Here is a 16953-nt window from a genome sequence, read left to right as displayed (position 1 = left end):
AATCAGTGTTTTGTCCTCCGGGCCCCACTTTGTTTGCCGACTGCTGCTGACCCGTGCGTAACTCCTCGTCTGTCTCTGTTGCTCGCATTACGTGGCGTGTGCTTCGGGCGGGCGTGTACCTCGCCCTGGCCGGGACCGTTCTCTTCTTTGCCCTGACGCGGACAGAGGTCGGTCGCGATAAGATCCGCCAGCAGCTCCAGTCGGCCTTTGACGAACGATTCGCCGGCTCTCTTCGCATCGGGACGCTGACCGGCACCCTCCTCTACGACCTCCGGGCCTCGGAGGTGCGACTGCGTGACGCATCCGGTCGCCTAGTAGCCACCGTCGACTCAGTGTCCACCTCGCCCCACTGGAGTGACCTTCTCTCTGCGGAACTCTCCGTGGGCGACATCACACTCATCCGTCCGCACCTCACCCTCCACCGGTACGCCGACAGCACCTGGAACGTCGAGCGCGCCCTGACCCGTACGTCCCCCTCCCCTTCGACCAACCGGTCGCTCGCCATCACGGCCCCGGACATTACCATCCGAGAGGGACGCATTACGACCACCCGGACCGGGCCCGCGCCCCAATCCGTGAGTAATCGATGGCTCTTCGACTATACCCGCTCTGGCCTCGACAGTCTCCAGGCCGAAGCGACCGTCGAATGGAACCGCTCGACGCCCCGGATCGAGGTCGCCTCGCTTGCGTTTCGCCTTCCCGAACACAATCTGTCGCTGTCGTCCACTCAGGGCCAATTTGAAAAGCGAGGCAACCGGTGGCACCTCACCTCCTTTCTCCTCCAGTTGGGAAATACGCGACTGCGTGCAGAGGGAACGCTCCATGCTCCCTCCCGCTTATCCGAATCGTCTGTCGACCTCCAGTTGAGCGAAACCCGGCTTGACTACGACGAGCTTCAACGCCTGGTGCCGCGCCTGCCGTTTCAGGATGTTGTTACGGTGGAGGGACGCGTGGGCGGCTCTCTGGATCGGTTCGTGGTGAATCAATTGACGATGACGCATAACCGGTCCACACTCGCTGTTGAGGGGACTGCATTCGGCCTCCCTGACTCCCTCAACCTTGAAGCTCAACTGCTGAAAAGCACGATTCACGCTGGGGACGTGCGAACAGTATGGCCCAACGCTCCGCTGAACCGCATGGGGGCAATCGGCCCCATCCAGCTTGGAGCCACGGTGGATGGAATTGTCGAATGGCGCACGCAGACACGTCCCTCTTTCAATCTCGAGGGGACGTTGTTTGCTCAGGGTCGTCCCGGCACCATTCGGGGCTCACTCGACGTGGCGCGGACCTCTACACGTCCGCTGCAGTACTCGGCTTCTCTCCAAACGGATAGCCTTAACCTTGCCCCACTGACCCAAAATCCTCGCCTTGAGAGTCGCCTCACGAGCACCCTCTCGGTTCAGGGACAAGGAGCACAGCCCTCCACCCTTCGAAGCACCGTACAGGCCTCACTCTCCGAGTCCCGTCTCGGCTTCCGCCGGGTCTCAACTGCAACCCTCGAACTCCAGGTTGAGAACCAAATCGTCCAGGGAACAGCCTCTCTTCAGCAGCCGGCAGGAGGCCGTCTCACGCTGAAGGGCTCCCTCGACGCGACCGCCTCTGCCCCTCTCTATGCACTTACCGCCGCCGCCACCAACTTCGACCTTGCCGGCACCGCCCGCGCCCTTCCTTCTACCCAGCTCAATGCAACCCTCGCTACGCAGGGTCGCGGACAGGCCTGGAATACCCTTGCCGGACGCGTCGAGCTGACGGTCGACACCTCCCGGGTTCAACGGGGCGACAGCATCACCGTCCTCCCGCCACACCGAATGGCCCTTGACCTAGCGCCCCGCTCGTCGTCACAGCCGCGCCTTCGTCTGGAGGGCACCCTTGCCTCGGCTCAGGTCGAGGGCGACCTACTGCATCCAGTGCTTCGCACCTCCAGCTCCCTGTGGGTCAGGACACTGCGTCGAGCCGCCCGGCAAGAGATGAGAGCGGCGTCTCGTTCCCCTGCCCCCACCGACACGTCTACAGTTTCAGATGCGCTGCCAGGCACGGCTCGCTCCCGCGCCCAGGCGGCAATGACGACAACCAACCGGGACGCTCCCACTCAGCTCCAGGCCACCCTCTCCATACACCGCATGGACCTCCTTCGCCGGTGGTGGCCCGGGGCTCCCTCTCAGGCCGACCAGTTTCGGGCAACCTCGTCCCTTACGATTAGCCCCGACACTCTTGCTTTCCAGGGAAACGTACGTTCGGATCGCCTACAGATGGGAGCAAGCCGGTTCGACTCTCTCGCCACGTCCTTCGCCCTCTCCGGCCCATTTCGTTCCAATCCATTCGATGCGCTCCAGACTCATCTCTCCGTAGAGGCGGATACTCACCGCGTCGGAGACCGAGCACTGGTGGGTCCGTCCACCGAGCTCCACCTCGCCCACCGGACGGGGACACTCCAGGCTGAAGCAGATGGACTCGGCCCGATGGGTCCGTTTCGCCTCGCGAGTGAGGTCACCGTACAGGGCGCGCCCACATTCCGAATTACCGATCTGTACGCAGGCGCCGGGCAGCATGCCTGGATCAACCAATCCCCCAGCACGATCGCGACGTATACCGATGCGATTGTAGTGGACTCCCTCAACCTGGAAAGTGCGCGCCCACTTGCTGAGACCACCCAGAAGATTCGTCTCGACGGAACGATCTCTTCAACCTCGTCGGACACCCTCCAGGCCGAATTTACCGATGTTCTCCTGTACCCCGTGGGTCAGCTTGCCAACCTTTCTCGACCGCTCGGAGGACGCTTGACCGGCCGGATTGCCGTTACGGGAGGCTGGCAACAACCACAGGTCCGGAGTGGCTTCCAGGTGCACCGCCTTACGTTCGACCGTCGGGTGCTTGGCGACCTTCGTGTGCGTAGCCGTCTGATGCCGAATACGCCCGACCTTCTCCTCGACGCCGCTCTGACCCCCGGCCCCTCGTCTCTCGACAGTCTCTCGGGCCCAAACCTCGTGCCTGACGGTCCCCGTGTCATTGAGGAAAACCGGCTGCAACTGAAGGGAACCATTCGCCTACCGGGCTGGGCAGAAGCAACAGCCTCCGCATCGGATGCCTCCCCCGACCAACTCGACCTCACAGCAACCGTAGATCGGGCCGACCTCTTCTTCTTCAAGTATATCTTCGACGAGAATCTGGCCAAGGCACAAGGCTACACGGCCGGGACCATCCACGTGAATGGGCGCTTCCAACGTCCCATCTTCAACGCCGAGATGCAGGTACACAATGGGCAGTTTGCCTTGCCCCAGTTTGGCTTATCGTACACCGCAAGCGGCCCCGTCAACGTAGATCGGCGCGGCATACACATACAAGGCCTGAACGTGGACGATGGGCGGGGCTCGGCAACGCTCCGTGGAAGCGTCCTCTTCAACGACTACCGGTTTTTCTCCTTTGACCTCTCCGCGGCGCTGGACGAGTTGCAAATCGTCGACGTCACGAATGCAGAGGATCTTGCCTTCTACGGCCAGATTCGCGCGTCTGGCTCGGCCACCCTAACCGGCCCTCTGTCTAACACCACCCTTCGCTCCGAAAGCGCACGGACGACCCCCGACAGCGAACTGTTCATTCCAGTATCGGAGGGCGGGGTTGACGACGGCACGGGATTTATTGTCTTTGCCGACTCGACCGGCCAGATTCCGGATCTCCGCGACCTGACTCGCCGCGACAATATTTTTTCCGACCGTCCCGCGGGGGAACCGTCTTTCCTCGAAGGCATGGAGATTGACATCAACGTACGCGCCCCCGAGGAATCGACGGTCAACCTCGTGTTCGACCCGGTGGTGGGCGACGTAGTGACCGCCGTCGGCTCCGGTCGCATTCAACTCCAGCGCCAGGAAGGAGAATTCTTTGTCTACGGCGACTTCAACGTCACAGGGGGAAACTACCTGTTCACGGCTGGCGAGGTCTTCGTGCGCCGATTCAACATTAACAGTGGCACCCTTACGTGGGACGGCCCCCCAACCAACGCCCAACTGGACCTTGAAGCGGAATACCGCACGCGTGCCTCCCCGGCCGGCCTGCCCAGCTACAGTGGCGATGAGGGCCGAATTCCAGTCCGTGTGCAGTTGGACATCGGGGGGCGAGTGGAGACCCCCCAAGTGGATCTAAGTCTGGGCCTCGTCCGTGACGAGCGCGACAATCTGGTGGGCTCCCAAACGCTGGATGCGATTCTCAATCAGGCCGACCGTACCACCGAGTACGCCACGAGTGTCCTTCTTACCAACACGTTCCTCCTGACGACAGAGTCCTTCACCCAGGGCCGGACCACTGGCCAGGACGGGACCACGAGCGGCAGCCTCAACACTGCTGGCCGGCAACTGGCCTTCAATAGCGTGTCCCAGCTCGTGGCCAGCCAGCTCAATCGGTACCTCGGCGCTGCGCTCCCGAACGTGGATTTGAATTTTGGGGTGCAAGGCGAGGACCCCAACGATTTGGATCTCATCTACGGCGTCGCGCTCCGGCTTCTGAATGAGCGCCTCGTCATCCGGGGGGAAGGGGTGTACACCGGGGATGACCCCGACCAGCGACAGGCCCAGGGGCCGCAGGGCGAATTCGTCGTGGAGTTACGCCTGAGCAATCGGGTAAGCGTGGAGGCCTTCTATCGCCGCTCCGGCGACGAATTGACGCGAGGACAAACCCTCACCAGCAGTACGGGCGCCGGCCTGTCGTACCAGACGGAGTTTTCCACGTGGCAACAACTCTTCAGGCGTGTGTTCGGCTGGTTGCTTCCCGACGACCCGAACGACAAGGCCACCCCTGCTACCGATCCCGTCGCTCGCCGGAACAACGAGGACTCGCCTGAAGGCACGAGCACCGGAACTACCCCATCTACCAATGAGCGCCCCATGTAGAAATGGGAATTCAATGCGGCTGTGCCGGCAGACACGTTCCCGGCCTGGACGATCGGGCCGTATGACTTTTCTGTCCGGTCCGAACGGGGCGCGCGGTTTACAGTTAGAGGCTTGTTATCGACATTTTGCAAATAGAATTCGTCTCACGTGGACTCTCCCGAGACTCAGACCCAGCCCAGTGCCGACGAGCTGCGGCAGAAAATCCTTCACTTCCTCCAAAAACATCCCGACTCCGCCCACCGCTCGGGCGACATCGCAAAGGGACTCGGCATCGAAGACAACGATACCTACCTTCGGTTCTGCGACGTCATTGCGGAGCTGAGCGCTCAACGCCTTGTCCAGCAGAAGGGGCGCAAGTATAAGCACAAAGCCCAAACGACCCATCGGACCGGCGTCCTTGAGTGCAATGAGCAAGGCTTCGGGTTTGTACAGGCGGTGGACACCGACGAGGAGTTCTTCATCCGTGAGCCGCATATGGGGGAGGCCCTGCACGGCGATCTCGTGCGCGTCGCCGTGGCGGCGAAAGCGGCCCACGATAAAAAGCGCGAGTGTGAGGTCGTGGAAATTGTGGAACGTCGCCGAACGCAGGTTGTGGGGACCTTCCACGATCGCGGCAACTTTGCCTTCGTCGAGCCCGACGACCGGCGCATTCTCCAGGAGGTGTACGTGTCTTCCGATGACTTCGGCGGCGCAGAGGACGGCGAAAAAGTCGTCGTCTCCATTGATCGATTCGACAGCCGAAAAGCGTCTCCGGAGGGCCGTATTTTGCGCGTCATCGGTCCGGCGGACGACCCGAACGTGCGGGTCCTCTCCCTGGCGATGAGCATGGACGTGAAGTCCGACTTTCCGAAGGCAGTGGAGGAAGAAGCCAACGAAATTCCGGTCGAGATTCCACAATCCGAGATTGACCGGCGGTTGGACCTCCGCGACAAAAACACGTTCACGATCGACCCGGAGGACGCGAAGGACTTTGACGACGCGATCCACATCGAACGGCTCGACAACGACAACTTCGCGATCGGCGTTCACATTGCCGATGTCAGCCACTACGTACAGCCCGACACCGCCATCAATGAGGAGGCGCTAGACCGTGCGACGAGTGTCTACCTCGTGGATCGCACCATCCCGATGCTGCCGGAGAAGCTGTCGAACAAGGTGTGCTCTCTGCGTCCTCACGAGGACAAGCTGGCCTATTCCGTCCTGATGGAGGTCACCCCGCACGGGGAGGTAGTGGACTACGACATCCGGGAGACGGTCATTCACTCCAAGCAGCGCCTCACCTACGATCGGGCGCAGGACTACATCGACGGCGGCTATCCGGAGGATCCGGTGTCGTCTGAGGTGGTGCAGGCCAATCGTCTCGCCAAAACCCTCACGAAGAAGCGATTGCGGGAAGGGGCCATCGACTTCGGCTCCGACGAGGTGCAAGTCATCCTGGACGACGATGGCCATCCGCAGGACATCGTCCGCAAGGAGCGCCTCGACGCCAACCGGCTCATTGAGGAGTTGATGCTACTGGCCAACCGAACGGTGGCCTCCCACATCGGGGCCCCCGGCCACAACGAGCGGGTTCGCACGAACGGCCAGTCTGGGGATCGGGACGATCCGCTGCCGTTCGTGTACCGCGTCCACGACACGCCGGACGGGGAAAAGATCCGCCAGTTGGCCGAGTACGTCCGCGTCTTCGGGCACGAGCTGCCCTTAACGGACGGCAACGCAACAAACGACGACCTCGGCGACCTCGTCGACGCCATCAAGGGGCAACCGGAAGAGCAGGTAATCGTGCGTGCGGCCCTGCGGGCAATGTCGAAGGCCAAGTACGCCGTCGGCAACATCGGCCACTACGGCCTTGGGTTCGACTACTATTCTCACTTCACGAGCCCCATCCGGCGCTATCCGGACCTCATGGTGCATCGCCTCCTGAAGCGTTACGCGAAGGGCGAGGCGCCCCCGAGCGTTGAGGACCTGGCCTCCTACTGTGAGCACTGCTCCGAGCAGGAGCGGAATGCCGAGGAAGCCGAGCGGGAGTCCGTGAAGCTCAAGCAGGTCGAGTACGTGCAGGAGCATGTGGGCGACGTATTCGAGGGGGTCGTCAGCGGCGTAACCAAGTTCGGCGTCTTTGTGGAGCTGACGGAGCTGCTCGTCGAAGGCCTCGTCCACGTTCGCGACATGGACGACGACTACTACGTCTACGACGAGTCCACGTACACGATGCGGGGGGAGAACCAGGGCAAGTCCTACCGTCCCGGCGATTCGGTGACGGTGGAGGTGGTGGGTGCCGACATCGATTCCCGCGAGATCGACCTCCTCTTTGTAGAGGACGATTAGATGTGCTTCGCCTGGGCGACCCGCGCCCTCGCCGCAATGCCTCTCACTTCCGCGGAGCACCGTCAACGGGACAGCGTTTTTTCAACGCTGTCCCGTTGAGGAAAGTGCTCCCTTTCTCAGCTGGTTATCAAGGCCGGTCCGGGATCAAATCTCGTTGACGGACACGGCAAACACATCGTCGCTTTCGTCGATGCGTTCGACGACGTCCTGAGTGAACGGTCCGCTGAACCGAATGCTTGCAACCGCCGCCTGACTGCCCTCAAAAATGCGGTTGCTCATCTCCTGGATGTTCCAGTTTGCCCGACGCATCTCATCGAGCACACCCGCGAGGACGCCCACCTGATCGCGGTGACGCACGGTGATCTGATGAGTTGCCTGCGTCTGCTCGGCCAGATTCACGCAATTGGGCACGTCGCCTTCCGTGTCGAATGTCCGCACGACACGGGCCGCCTCCATGGCCGTTGCATCCTGGGCCTGCTGGGTGGAGGCCCCGATATGGTGACTCATGTAGAGATTCGGGTGATCGGCCAGCGGATGCTCAAAGTCGGCTTGCTTGGCAGAGGGCTCTCCTTCCATCACGTCAATTCCCGCTCGGATGTCCTTCTCATCGAGCGCCCAGGCAAGCGCCTCCTCATCCACCACGGCCGCACGGGTGGTGTTCACGAAAAGTGCCTTTTCCGGTAGCGCCTCGAAAAAGGAGCGGTCCGCCAGATTTTCGGTCTCAGGGGTAGACGCAACGTGTAGGGACACAATGTCCGCGTCGCGGGCCACCGCTTTCGGTCCCTCGCGATACCCGATGCCCATCGCTTCTTCCGCAACCTCGGGGGTAAGGGAGCGACTCCAGGCGATGACGTTCAGATCAAACGCCCGCGCTCGTTTCATCACTTCCGTCCCGATGTTGCCAAGCCCAATGATGCCCATTGTCCGTCCTTTGAGCCCCGCCGCCTGGGCATACTCCTTCTTATTCCATTGTCCCGCTCGGGCGTCGACCACGTTGTCGGGAATACGGCGGTCGAGCGACAGGATGAGGCCCATCGTAAGCTCCGCGACGGCGACCGAATTCTTGCCGGGGCAGTTGGCCACGAAGATGCCCCGATTGGCCGCCCCTTGGACATCGATCGTGTCGTAGCCGGCCCCTGCCCGTACGATGAGTGCAAGCGAGGGGCTGGCGTCCAGGGCCTCCGGCGTTATTTTCGTCGAACGCACAATGAGCACGTCGGGCTCCTCGGTGCGAAGGGCGTCCACGAGGGCCTCTCCGGACACGTCCGGACTTTCGACCAGGGTGTGCCCCTCTTGTTCGAGGGCCTCTACTCCGACTTCCGCAATATTATCGGCAACGAGAATAGTCATAGGAAGAAGAGACACAATTCAACGCTCGTCGAGAGATGCGTGCACTACTCCGTCGGTACGACGGGAGCATCTTCCGGCACGTCGTCGGCAAAGTCGTGCACCAACAGTCCACTCCGTAGCTTCGGTTCGAACCAAGTGGACTTCGGCGGCATGAGACTGCCTTCATCCGACACGGCCACGAGCTCTTCGATGCTGGTCGGATACATGCTTACGGCCAGATCCGCCTCGCCGCTGTCCACTCGTTGCTCAAGCTCGTCGGTGCCCCGAATGCCACCGACGAAATCAATGTTGGGGTCGCGGCGAGGATCGGTAATGTCGAGGTGCGGCTCCAGCACATACTCGCTGAGTCGGGCCACATCGAGCTGATCGACCACGCGCACGCCCTTGGACGGCGGTAGGGCCATGCGGTGCCAGGCGCCGTCGAGATAGAGACAGATGACGCCTTTCATAGAAGGCACGGGATCGTCAATGTCCCGCTCAACCTCAAACTGCTCATCCAACCAGTTGAGAAAATCCGCGGGCGATTCCGGCAGGTCGTACACCAGCCGGTTGTACGCCATGATGTGCATGTTGCTCATCGGAAAGATGACCGCCGGAAACATCTCGTAGCCCGGCGTTTCATCCAATGCCTCGTCGTCCGCCTCCCGCAGTTGGGCCGCCGCTCGGCTCGCTGCCTTGCAGCGATGATGCCCATCGGCGATGTAGAGATGCTCCACCTCCCGAAACGCATCGACGAGACCTTCGGCCCCCGCCACCTTCCAAATCGTGTGCTGCACTCCATCCTCCGCCTCGAAGTCATAAAGGGGTTCGGTCTTCTGTACCCGATCCACGAGACTATGAATGGCCTCCTGATCGCGGTACGTCAGCATAACCGGCTCCGCATGGGCTCGCTGGGTGAGGATGTGCCTCGTGCGATCGTCCTCCTTCGCGGGCCGCGTCTCTTCGTGCTTCACAATGGTATCCCCATCGTACTCCGCGACCGACACGCACCCAAAGATGCCCGTCTGTTCCCGCCCGTCCATGATGAGGCGATAGACGTAAACGGAGGGCTCGTCCGTCTCCGTATAGTCTGCTTCAACAAACTCGCGCAGATTGGCAGCGCCCTGCTCGTAGACGGCGTCGTCGTGCACGTCCACCCCGGGATCGAGGTCAATCTCGGGACGCGCAACGTGCAGAAAGCTCCGGGGCTTTCCATCGGCCAAGTCACGCGCCTCGTCCGTGCTCACAACATCGTACGGCACAGAGGCAATTTCCTCGAGGTGCTCCGGGCGGGGGCGCACGGCGCGAAAGGGGTGCAATGTAGCCATGAGTGGTCCTGTTGCTGGATGGGATTTAAGGTCGTGAGTCGGTGTTGATTATACGACCCAGCAGGGGAAGACGCACACAGAAGTCCCTCCGATTGAAAAGTTTACAGAAAAACTGGACGCTCTATGGACATTCCGTTAATCCCGTATTTCCAATATGCGAACCCGAACAACCGATATGTCCGTGTGTCTAAACCACGCGAAATTGAGATGTAGGGCCTCTCCCCTCAGTTCAGCACATACCGCGGGGTGGAGCAGTTGGTAGCTCATCGGGCTCATAACCCGAAGGTCGCGGGTTCGAATCCCGCCCCCGCTACTGTTCCAAGCCCCCCTTTCCCAGAGCCTTTTCGTAGCAGCTGCGGGCTTTTTTCGTGTCCTCGTTCCGTCCCGTCCCCCTGTCGCTGATGTATTATTTCGGGTACGGATCGAACATGCTCACCCCCCGGCTGCAGGCCCGCGTTCCCTCGGCCCAACCGGTTGCGACGGTCCGGCTAGAAGACTACGAGCTTCACTTTCACAAGTGGAGCCGGGACGAGTCGGGCAAGTGCAACATTGTGCCCGCATCCGGAGCCACAGTCTACGGAGTGGTTTTCGAGGTCGATACGGACGAACTTGAGGCCCTCGATGAGGCCGAGCAGCGAGGGCGCGGCTACACCCGAGAAGAGATCTCCCTGAAAGGTCCCGACGCCTCCTTCAACGCCTTCGCCTACGTAGCCCAGCCTGCCTACGTAGACGACGCTCTTCTGCCTTACGACTGGTACCACGGCCTTGTCCTCGCCGGAGCACAGCAGCACGACCTTCCCTCGCGTTATATTGATCAGATTGCGGCGGTGCGGTCTTACCCCGACCCCAACGAGGAGCGTCGCCGCAAGCATCAGGCACTGCTCGCAGAGGCCGGGTATCCGCTTCTCTCCCGCTGAAATGGGCCTCGTTTGCGGATGGCGTCCCCTCAGGTCTGGATGACCCCGGGATTAAAGCGCTCCAGTTCGGGATTGTGGTCAACCATGTCCAGTCCTTTCGAGAGCCACGACCGCGTGTCAACCGGATCGATAATCGCGTCTACCCACAGACGGGCCGCCGCGTAGTACGGAGTGGTTTGCGTTTCGTATCGGTCCTGAATGCGCGACAACAGCTCCTCTTCTTCTGCCTCCGAAAGCTCTTCGCCCTTCTTCTCCAACTGTCGCACCTTGATCTGCTTGAGCACCTTGGACGCCTGCTGTCCCCCCATGACCGCAATCTTCGCCGTGGGCCACGCCAGCACGAGACGCGGGTCGTACGCCCGGCCGCACATTGCGTAGTTTCCGGCGCCGTATGAGTTGCCCACCACAACCGTGAGCTTCGGCACCGTGGAATTGGCCACTGCATTCACCATCTTCGCTCCATCCTTGATAATGCCGCCGTGCTCGGCCCGTTTGCCCACCATGAATCCGGTCACATCCTGGAAAAACAAGATGGGGATCTCCTTCTGATTGCAGTTGAGAATGAACCGGGCGGCCTTGTCTGCTGCGTCGGAGTAGATCACGCCTCCGACCTGAATTTCCCCCTGCGACTGGTGATTCGTTTTGTTGCGTACGACGGCCCGCTGATTGGCCACCACACCCACGTTCCAGCCGTCGAGCCGCGCATAGCCCGTAAGCAGCGTGCGCCCATAGCCCTGCTTGTATTCGGTCCAGGAGTCCGCGTCCAGGATACGGGCCAGAATTTCGCGCATCTCGTACTGTTCGCTGCCCTGACTCGGGTAGAGGCCGTACAGTTCATCGGCAGGATAGGCCGGTTCCGCCGACTCTTTTCGCACGTATCCAAACCGCTCGACCGGCCCCTGATGATCTACGAGTGACCGCACAATGTCGAGGGCCTCTTCATCATCCTCCGCCTCATAGTCGGTAACGCCAGAAATTTCGGAATGTGTGGTCGCGCCCCCCAGCTCTTCGGCCTCCACATCTTCCCCGATAGCGGCCTTTACCAAATACGGCCCTGCCAGAAAGACTGAGCCCGTCCCCTCTACGATCACGGCCTCGTCGCTCATGATGGGCAAGTATGCGCCGCCTGCCACACAACTCCCCATGATGGCCGCAATCTGCGGAATGCCCATGCTGGACATTCGCGCGTTGTTGCGGAAAATGCGACCGAAGTCGTCTTTGTCCGGAAAAATCTCGTCCTGCATCGGAAGAAAAACCCCTGCCGAGTCGACGAGATAGATAATCGGCACGTGGTTTTCCATCGCAATCTCCTGGGCCCGGAGGTTCTTCTTGGCCGTGATTGGAAACCAGGCTCCGGCCTTTACGGTGGCGTCGTTGGCCACCACGAGGCATTCGCGACCACTCACCGGCCCGAGCCCCATCACCGTACCGCCCGCCGGACAGCCCCCCTCCTCTTCGTACATCTCGTACCCGGCGAACAACCCGAGCTCCGCAAACTGCGTCGGGTCGTCAAGCAGGTATTCCACTCGTTCTCGCGCCGTAAGCTTTTCCCGCTCGTGCTCACGCTCAATCCGCTCCTCCCCTCCTCCCTTGCGAATCTCCGCGGCCCGCTGCTCCATCGTTTCAACGAGGGCCTCGTAATGCGCAGCGCGTTCTTGAAATGTCGATTCGTTGAGGGGGGCGTCGGTACCAAGAGAATTGGAACTGGACATGAACGGACACTCGATTATCGAAGAAAGAGAACAGTCGGAATCCCCAGCCCCTGTTGTAATCTAACCGGCCGTCGGCCCAATCCAAAATGTACCAAAAAAGAGAAAGCCTGCCCCCGATTCGAAAGGGGGCAGGCAACGAAAACCTCCGATACGTGACGACGCCTCACTCAGACGTTTTTCTCTTCTCCATGATGCTGCCAACGGCTCCCCAATCGGGGCAATGGGCCGAGAAGGCTACTAGAGGATCGCTCCCATTTTTCGCCGAATCTCTTCGCGCGACTCTCCGGTCTTGTCGTGAATGAGGCCCACGATTTTGTCCATTTCTCCTCGGGCTCGCTTCATTTGTTTGTCGTCGAAGTCGGCATCCTCCCAAATTTCTTTAATCTGGTCACGAATGCGCCGCCAACTCTCGTTCATTGCCTCTGTCGCCATGGTATACACCTCGTTTTGGTTGCGGATCTACGACGGATCTTTGTTGGTACCTATAAGGAGTCTCGGGAGTTTCCCCTTTTCCCTCCAACCGCAGGCCCTGAAGCCCATTCGGGGGTCTTTTTCTCATAAAGCGTACAGGTTCTTCCATGTCCCGTATTGGCGTTTTGGGTGCAGGCATTTCTGGACTGACCGCCGCGTACCAGTTGCGTCAGCACGGGCACTCCGTTCAGGTATTGGAGGCGACGAATCGGCCGGGCGGCGTCATTCGGAGTGAGACAACCGACGGGTTTCTCGTTGAGCACGGTCCCAACTCCCTCCGTCCCAGTCCCCTGATGGAAAAAACAATCCAGTCTCTTTCCCTTGACGAGGAGCGTGTGTGGGCCAACGACGTGGCCTCCACTCGATACATCGTGCGGGACGGCCAACCGCTCCCCCTCCCTACCTCCGTCGGCGGATTCCTGACAACGAATCTCTTCTCTTCGTACGCCAAGCTCCGGCTGCTCGGAGAGCCCTTCGTTGGCCGCTCCTCGGATCCGAAGGAAAGCCTCGCCGACTTTACGCGCCGCCGCCTTGGTCCAGACGTGCTTGATTACGCGGTGGCCCCGTTCGTCGGGGGCGTCTACGCGGGCGATCCGGAACAGTTGTCGGCCCGCCACGCCTTTGAACGTCTGGTCGAATGGGAAGACGAATACGGGTCTCTCTTTTGGGGCGCCATGCGTTCAACTGAGGAGTCCTCCTCGGACGTGGACGTTCCCTCTGGCCTTTTTTCCTTCCAGCAGGGCATCGAAACGCTCCCGCGGGCCCTGGCCGATGCGCTTGAGGACTCAATCCAGTATGAGACACCGGTCACCGGCCTTCACCAAAACGGCGATACCTGGAGCGTCAGCGTCGATCCGTCGACGCCTGCCCCCAAATCGCAGACCTTTGATGACCTTATCTGTACGTTCCCCCTCCACCAGCTCAACACCCTCTCCCTCTTCTCTTCGGTCGACCTCTCTCCTCTCACCGACGTTCCCTATCCCCCTGTGCAGGTGGTTGCCCTGGGCTATTCTTCGTCCGCAGTGTCCCACCCGCTCGACGGATTTGGAATGCTCGTGCCCCCGGTGGAACACGACTACGACATCCTTGGCACGCTCTTCTCTTCCACTCTCTTTCCGGGACGAGCGCCCGTGGACCATGCCCTTCTCACCACATTCGTCGGGGGCGCCCGTGCCCCGGAATTGGCCTCCCGCGACGCCGGCGCGATTCAGTCCATCGTCGAGCGCGACCTCGACCGCCTGCTTGGCATCACCGGCGATCCTGTATTCAGCCGTCACGTCCACTGGCCCCGTGCGATTCCTCAGTACGTTCTGGGCTACGGCGCCGTAAAAGACACGCTGACTGCCCTTGAGGAGACGACCCCAGGCCTCTACTTTGCTGGCAATTACCGACAGGGAGTGGCTGTGGGAGACGCGATGGCCTCGGGCGCCTCTGCCGCTGACCGCCTCCGCTCGTCGCTGTAGAAACAGGTTGGACGACCGTTCCTCGGTCCACCTCTCACCCATTCCCTCTCAGTGCTCCAAACGAGCGGAGAAAGCAGCACATCTCCCAGCAGGCACACGAATCCCCCCGACCGCAACTTACGCCCGTCCCCTCTCCGACGCCAAATGACGGATGAGGCGTCGCTTCACTACCGGCAACAGCGTCTCCCTGTAGGGAACGTTAAGGGCCGTATTTGAGAAATACGTGGCCGGATTCGGAAGGTCGGGCCGTTCCTTCAACAGATCGAGTTTGATGTTGGACGGATGCACGTCGAGCCCGTCCTCTGATACCGTCTTGCAGTGCACGGTCCGCAGGGCGCGGTGCTTCTCTCCCTCCTCCTGGATAATAGAGAGCTCATAGCGCAACACGTGAATGACCGCCTCGTCGCGCTCGGGAACCATGAGGTACCCCTCCTGCACGTACGACGGCACAATGCCGACCGTCTCCAGCTCGGTATTATCTTCGACGTGCTCGTAGACAGATCGCCCCTCTTCAATCGTGGTACGGATCTGTGGGAGTGCCCATCGGATGAGGTCTTCTACCACAGCCATCTCGGTATCTTCCAGCTCCGGCCATTCGTAGGTGAGGGCTTTCTCGCTCCAGTCGATGCCTGTAATTTGCCCCGTTTTCGGTGTGCGAAAATCCTCCGTCCGCGTCAACACAGTCAGAAGAGCCCCGTGCAGCTTCGCAAGCTGTCCGAGATGCGGATAGACCCGCTGCTCACGAAACGCGGACTGGGCATTCTGGAGACCCGCCAGGATTTGGTACTGTGTGCGCTCGACGTCGTTGACGGCACTCGTGAAGAGATCAAGGGTAAGTGGAGTCATAACGTGCCGATTGTATTAACGAACGATCAACGTGACATGTAGAACCCATGTACTCTTACGCCAATCGGCACGGCGAAGATCACTCCGAATCGCCGGAAGAGTCCGGGCGAAGCTGGTCGAGAATCGATTTGACCTCTGTACGAGGCATTCGGGTGAACGCATTGAATTGTCCCCCGGCGGCCAGGGCTTCTCCCCCATCGAAGGTCACGACCTCTCCATTCATGTATCCGGACAGGGTACTGAGCAGGAAACTCGCGAGGTCGGCAATTTCCTCGGGCTCCCCGAAGCGCCGCACCGGGATGCGCTCGCGCATCAACTGCTCAAAGTCATCTCCGGGCATCAGCCGCTCCCACGCTCCCTCCGTCGGGAAGGGACCAGGCGCCACGGCATTCAGCCGGATGCCCTCAGATCCCCACTCTGCCGCCAGCGAGCGCGTCATCGACACGATTCCGGCCTTCGACATGGCAGAGGGCACCACGTAAGCACTGCCGGTTTCGGCATACGTGGTGGCGATGGACAGCACCACGCCCTCGGTGTCTCGCTCCAGCCACCGCCGCCCGCACGCCTGCGTGCAGTAGAAGGTGCCGTACAGGTTGGTCTTGATGATGGCGTCGAAGCCGTTCGGCGAAATGTCCTCGGTCGCCGCGAGAAAATTGGCCGCCGCGTTGTTGACGAGCCGCGTGACGGGTCCGTGCCGCTCTTCGGCCTCCGTGAAGAAAGCCTGTACTTCATCGGCGTCGCGCACATTGCACGGAATGCCTTCTGCGATCCCGCCATTTTCTTCAATCTCGGTCACCGTTTCCGCCAGCGGCTCGGGTCGCCGTCCATTAACGGTGACGACCGCCCCCAGCTCGGCAAAGCGCAGGGCCATCGCACGCCCCAGCCCCGTCCCCCCACCGGTAACAACAATGTGATGATCGGCGAGCAGGTCGGGAGCAAAATCGTTGGACATGAACAATCGTGAAATCGTAAGGGGTAAATTCGATGGCGATGTGCAGCGTCAACGGGTCGTGCCGTCCATCCTAAATGCTGTCCACACCGTGATGCGTGAGGAGTGAGATCTGACGAAGGCAGCGTACTCTACAGGTCACGAATCACGGTTTCACGCACCAAGTACTGAACCGGAGCGGAACCTCCAGATCGAATGCCTCGCTTACAACCGTGTCCGAGAGTGCGGTGTGCGCCCGATACTGCCATCCATCGGCGTCGCGCGTGTACTGGGCGAGAAGGGGCTTCTCGAGATCGATCACCCAGTACTCTTGGAGGCTGTCGAGGTCCGTGTACGCCGCCAGTTTGTCGCTGTGGTCGCGGGCCTGCATAGAGTCCGAGGTCATGACCCAGCCCCCCTCCGACTGGAGACGTATTCGGAGTTCAGAAGAAACGTTATCTTTGACCTGATTGTGTGTTCAAGTTCGGCACCGGCCTTGGAAATTACGGAGCCGTGTTGGAGTTCGTAGCACTCGTCGTCGGCATCCGCATCGAGCTCCAGGCACTCTTCAACCGTGTACGATCGAGTGGCAACGGCAGACATTGTAGAAATGAGGCATCGGGACGATGTTGATGATGGACGTTTTGTGAACCGAACGCCAAACCGTAAAGATCCGAACCCCGAAGCCCCAGCAGCAGGAACGGCCAACCTCAATGTGTCGTGGGCCGCTCCTGCCGGGCCTGTGGGTCAA

The 16953-nt window shown here is 60.8% G+C and carries 11 protein-coding genes and 1 tRNA gene; 5 read left to right on the top strand and 7 right to left on the bottom strand.

The window, feature by feature from the left end; genetic code table 11:
• Nucleotides 1-53: 53 nt before the first annotated feature.
• Nucleotides 54-4880: a translocation/assembly module TamB domain-containing protein gene (locus tag BSZ35_RS15625; RefSeq protein ID WP_146110132.1), complete on the top strand. Its 4827-nt coding sequence runs from the start codon at nt 54-56 to the stop codon at nt 4878-4880.
• A gap of 147 nt (nt 4881-5027) precedes the next feature.
• Nucleotides 5028-7208, top strand: coding sequence for a ribonuclease R (gene rnr, locus BSZ35_RS15620; RefSeq protein ID WP_258096745.1), 2181 nt, complete (start codon nt 5028-5030; stop codon nt 7206-7208).
• Between the two features lie 144 nt (nt 7209-7352).
• Here the strand turns inward: rnr and BSZ35_RS15615 are convergent, their stop codons facing one another.
• On the bottom strand, nt 7353-8558 hold the full coding sequence (locus BSZ35_RS15615; RefSeq protein WP_105013309.1) for a phosphoglycerate dehydrogenase: 1206 nt from the start codon (nt 8556-8558) through the stop codon (nt 7353-7355).
• A 44-nt stretch (nt 8559-8602) separates the two neighbouring features.
• On the bottom strand, nt 8603-9865 hold the full coding sequence (locus BSZ35_RS15610) for a DUF1015 family protein (protein ID WP_105013308.1): 1263 nt from the start codon (nt 9863-9865) through the stop codon (nt 8603-8605).
• 240 nt (nt 9866-10105) lie between these two features.
• Here BSZ35_RS15610 and BSZ35_RS15605 point away from each other — a divergent pair.
• Together BSZ35_RS15605 and BSZ35_RS15600 are read left to right on the top strand one after the other, a co-directional pair.
• A tRNA-Met gene (locus tag BSZ35_RS15605) sits at nt 10106-10178 on the top strand.
• Nucleotides 10179-10233: 55 nt separating this feature from the next.
• Nucleotides 10234-10782: a gamma-glutamylcyclotransferase family protein gene (locus BSZ35_RS15600; protein ID WP_146110131.1), complete on the top strand. Its 549-nt coding sequence runs from the start codon at nt 10234-10236 to the stop codon at nt 10780-10782.
• A gap of 29 nt (nt 10783-10811) precedes the next feature.
• On the opposite strand, the gene BSZ35_RS15595 is transcribed toward BSZ35_RS15600, so the two are convergent.
• Together BSZ35_RS15595 and BSZ35_RS15590 are read right to left on the bottom strand one after the other, a co-directional pair.
• The gene (locus tag BSZ35_RS15595; protein ID WP_347709587.1) at nt 10812-12401 is read right to left on the bottom strand and encodes a carboxyl transferase domain-containing protein; all 1590 of its coding nucleotides are present in this window, start codon (nt 12399-12401) and stop codon (nt 10812-10814) included.
• A 330-nt stretch (nt 12402-12731) separates the two neighbouring features.
• The gene (locus BSZ35_RS15590) at nt 12732-12926 is read right to left on the bottom strand and encodes a general stress protein CsbD (RefSeq protein WP_105013305.1); all 195 of its coding nucleotides are present in this window, start codon (nt 12924-12926) and stop codon (nt 12732-12734) included.
• A 146-nt stretch (nt 12927-13072) separates the two neighbouring features.
• Here BSZ35_RS15590 and hemG point away from each other — a divergent pair, with 146 nt between their 5' ends.
• Complete coding sequence (gene hemG, locus BSZ35_RS15585; RefSeq protein WP_105013304.1) at nt 13073-14428, top strand: protoporphyrinogen oxidase; 1356 nt, start codon at nt 13073-13075, stop codon at nt 14426-14428.
• A gap of 117 nt (nt 14429-14545) precedes the next feature.
• On the opposite strand, the gene BSZ35_RS15580 is transcribed toward hemG, so the two are convergent.
• From BSZ35_RS15580 to BSZ35_RS15570, 3 genes are all read right to left on the bottom strand, one after another.
• Nucleotides 14546-15274: a hypothetical protein gene (locus BSZ35_RS15580; protein ID WP_258096744.1), complete on the bottom strand. Its 729-nt coding sequence runs from the start codon at nt 15272-15274 to the stop codon at nt 14546-14548.
• Nucleotides 15275-15353: 79 nt separating this feature from the next.
• Nucleotides 15354-16226: an SDR family oxidoreductase gene (locus BSZ35_RS15575; RefSeq protein ID WP_105013303.1), complete on the bottom strand. Its 873-nt coding sequence runs from the start codon at nt 16224-16226 to the stop codon at nt 15354-15356.
• A 142-nt stretch (nt 16227-16368) separates the two neighbouring features.
• Nucleotides 16369-16608, bottom strand: coding sequence for a Uma2 family endonuclease (locus tag BSZ35_RS15570; RefSeq protein WP_105013302.1), 240 nt, complete (start codon nt 16606-16608; stop codon nt 16369-16371).
• Nucleotides 16609-16953: the final 345 nt, after the last annotated feature.

Source organism: Salinibacter sp. 10B, from assembly GCF_002954405.1.
Lineage (GTDB): Bacteria > Bacteroidota > Rhodothermia > Rhodothermales > Salinibacteraceae > Salinibacter.
Note: the sequence above shows the minus strand (reverse complement) of the source record. Positions and strands in the feature narration are given on the sequence as shown.

Bases quoted from the DNA above. Each gene is read 5' to 3' on its own strand.
- BSZ35_RS15615 (WP_105013309.1), bottom strand. From the start codon at position 8,558: ATGACTATTCTCGTTGCCGATAATATTGCGGAAGTCGGAGTAGAGGCC.
- BSZ35_RS15610 (WP_105013308.1), bottom strand. From the start codon at position 9,865: ATGGCTACATTGCACCCCTTTCGCGCCGTGCGCCCCCGCCCGGAGCAC.
- BSZ35_RS15595 (WP_347709587.1), bottom strand. From the start codon at position 12,401: ATGGAGCAGCGGGCCGCGGAGATTCGCAAGGGAGGAGGGGAGGAGCGG.
- BSZ35_RS15590 (WP_105013305.1), bottom strand. From the start codon at position 12,926: ATGGCGACAGAGGCAATGAACGAGAGTTGGCGGCGCATTCGTGACCAG.
- hemG (WP_105013304.1), top strand. From the start codon at position 13,073: ATGTCCCGTATTGGCGTTTTGGGTGCAGGCATTTCTGGACTGACCGCC.
- BSZ35_RS15580 (WP_258096744.1), bottom strand. From the start codon at position 15,274: ATGACTCCACTTACCCTTGATCTCTTCACGAGTGCCGTCAACGACGTC.
- BSZ35_RS15575 (WP_105013303.1), bottom strand. From the start codon at position 16,226: ATGTCCAACGATTTTGCTCCCGACCTGCTCGCCGATCATCACATTGTT.
- BSZ35_RS15570 (WP_105013302.1), bottom strand. From the start codon at position 16,608: ATGACCTCGGACTCTATGCAGGCCCGCGACCACAGCGACAAACTGGCG.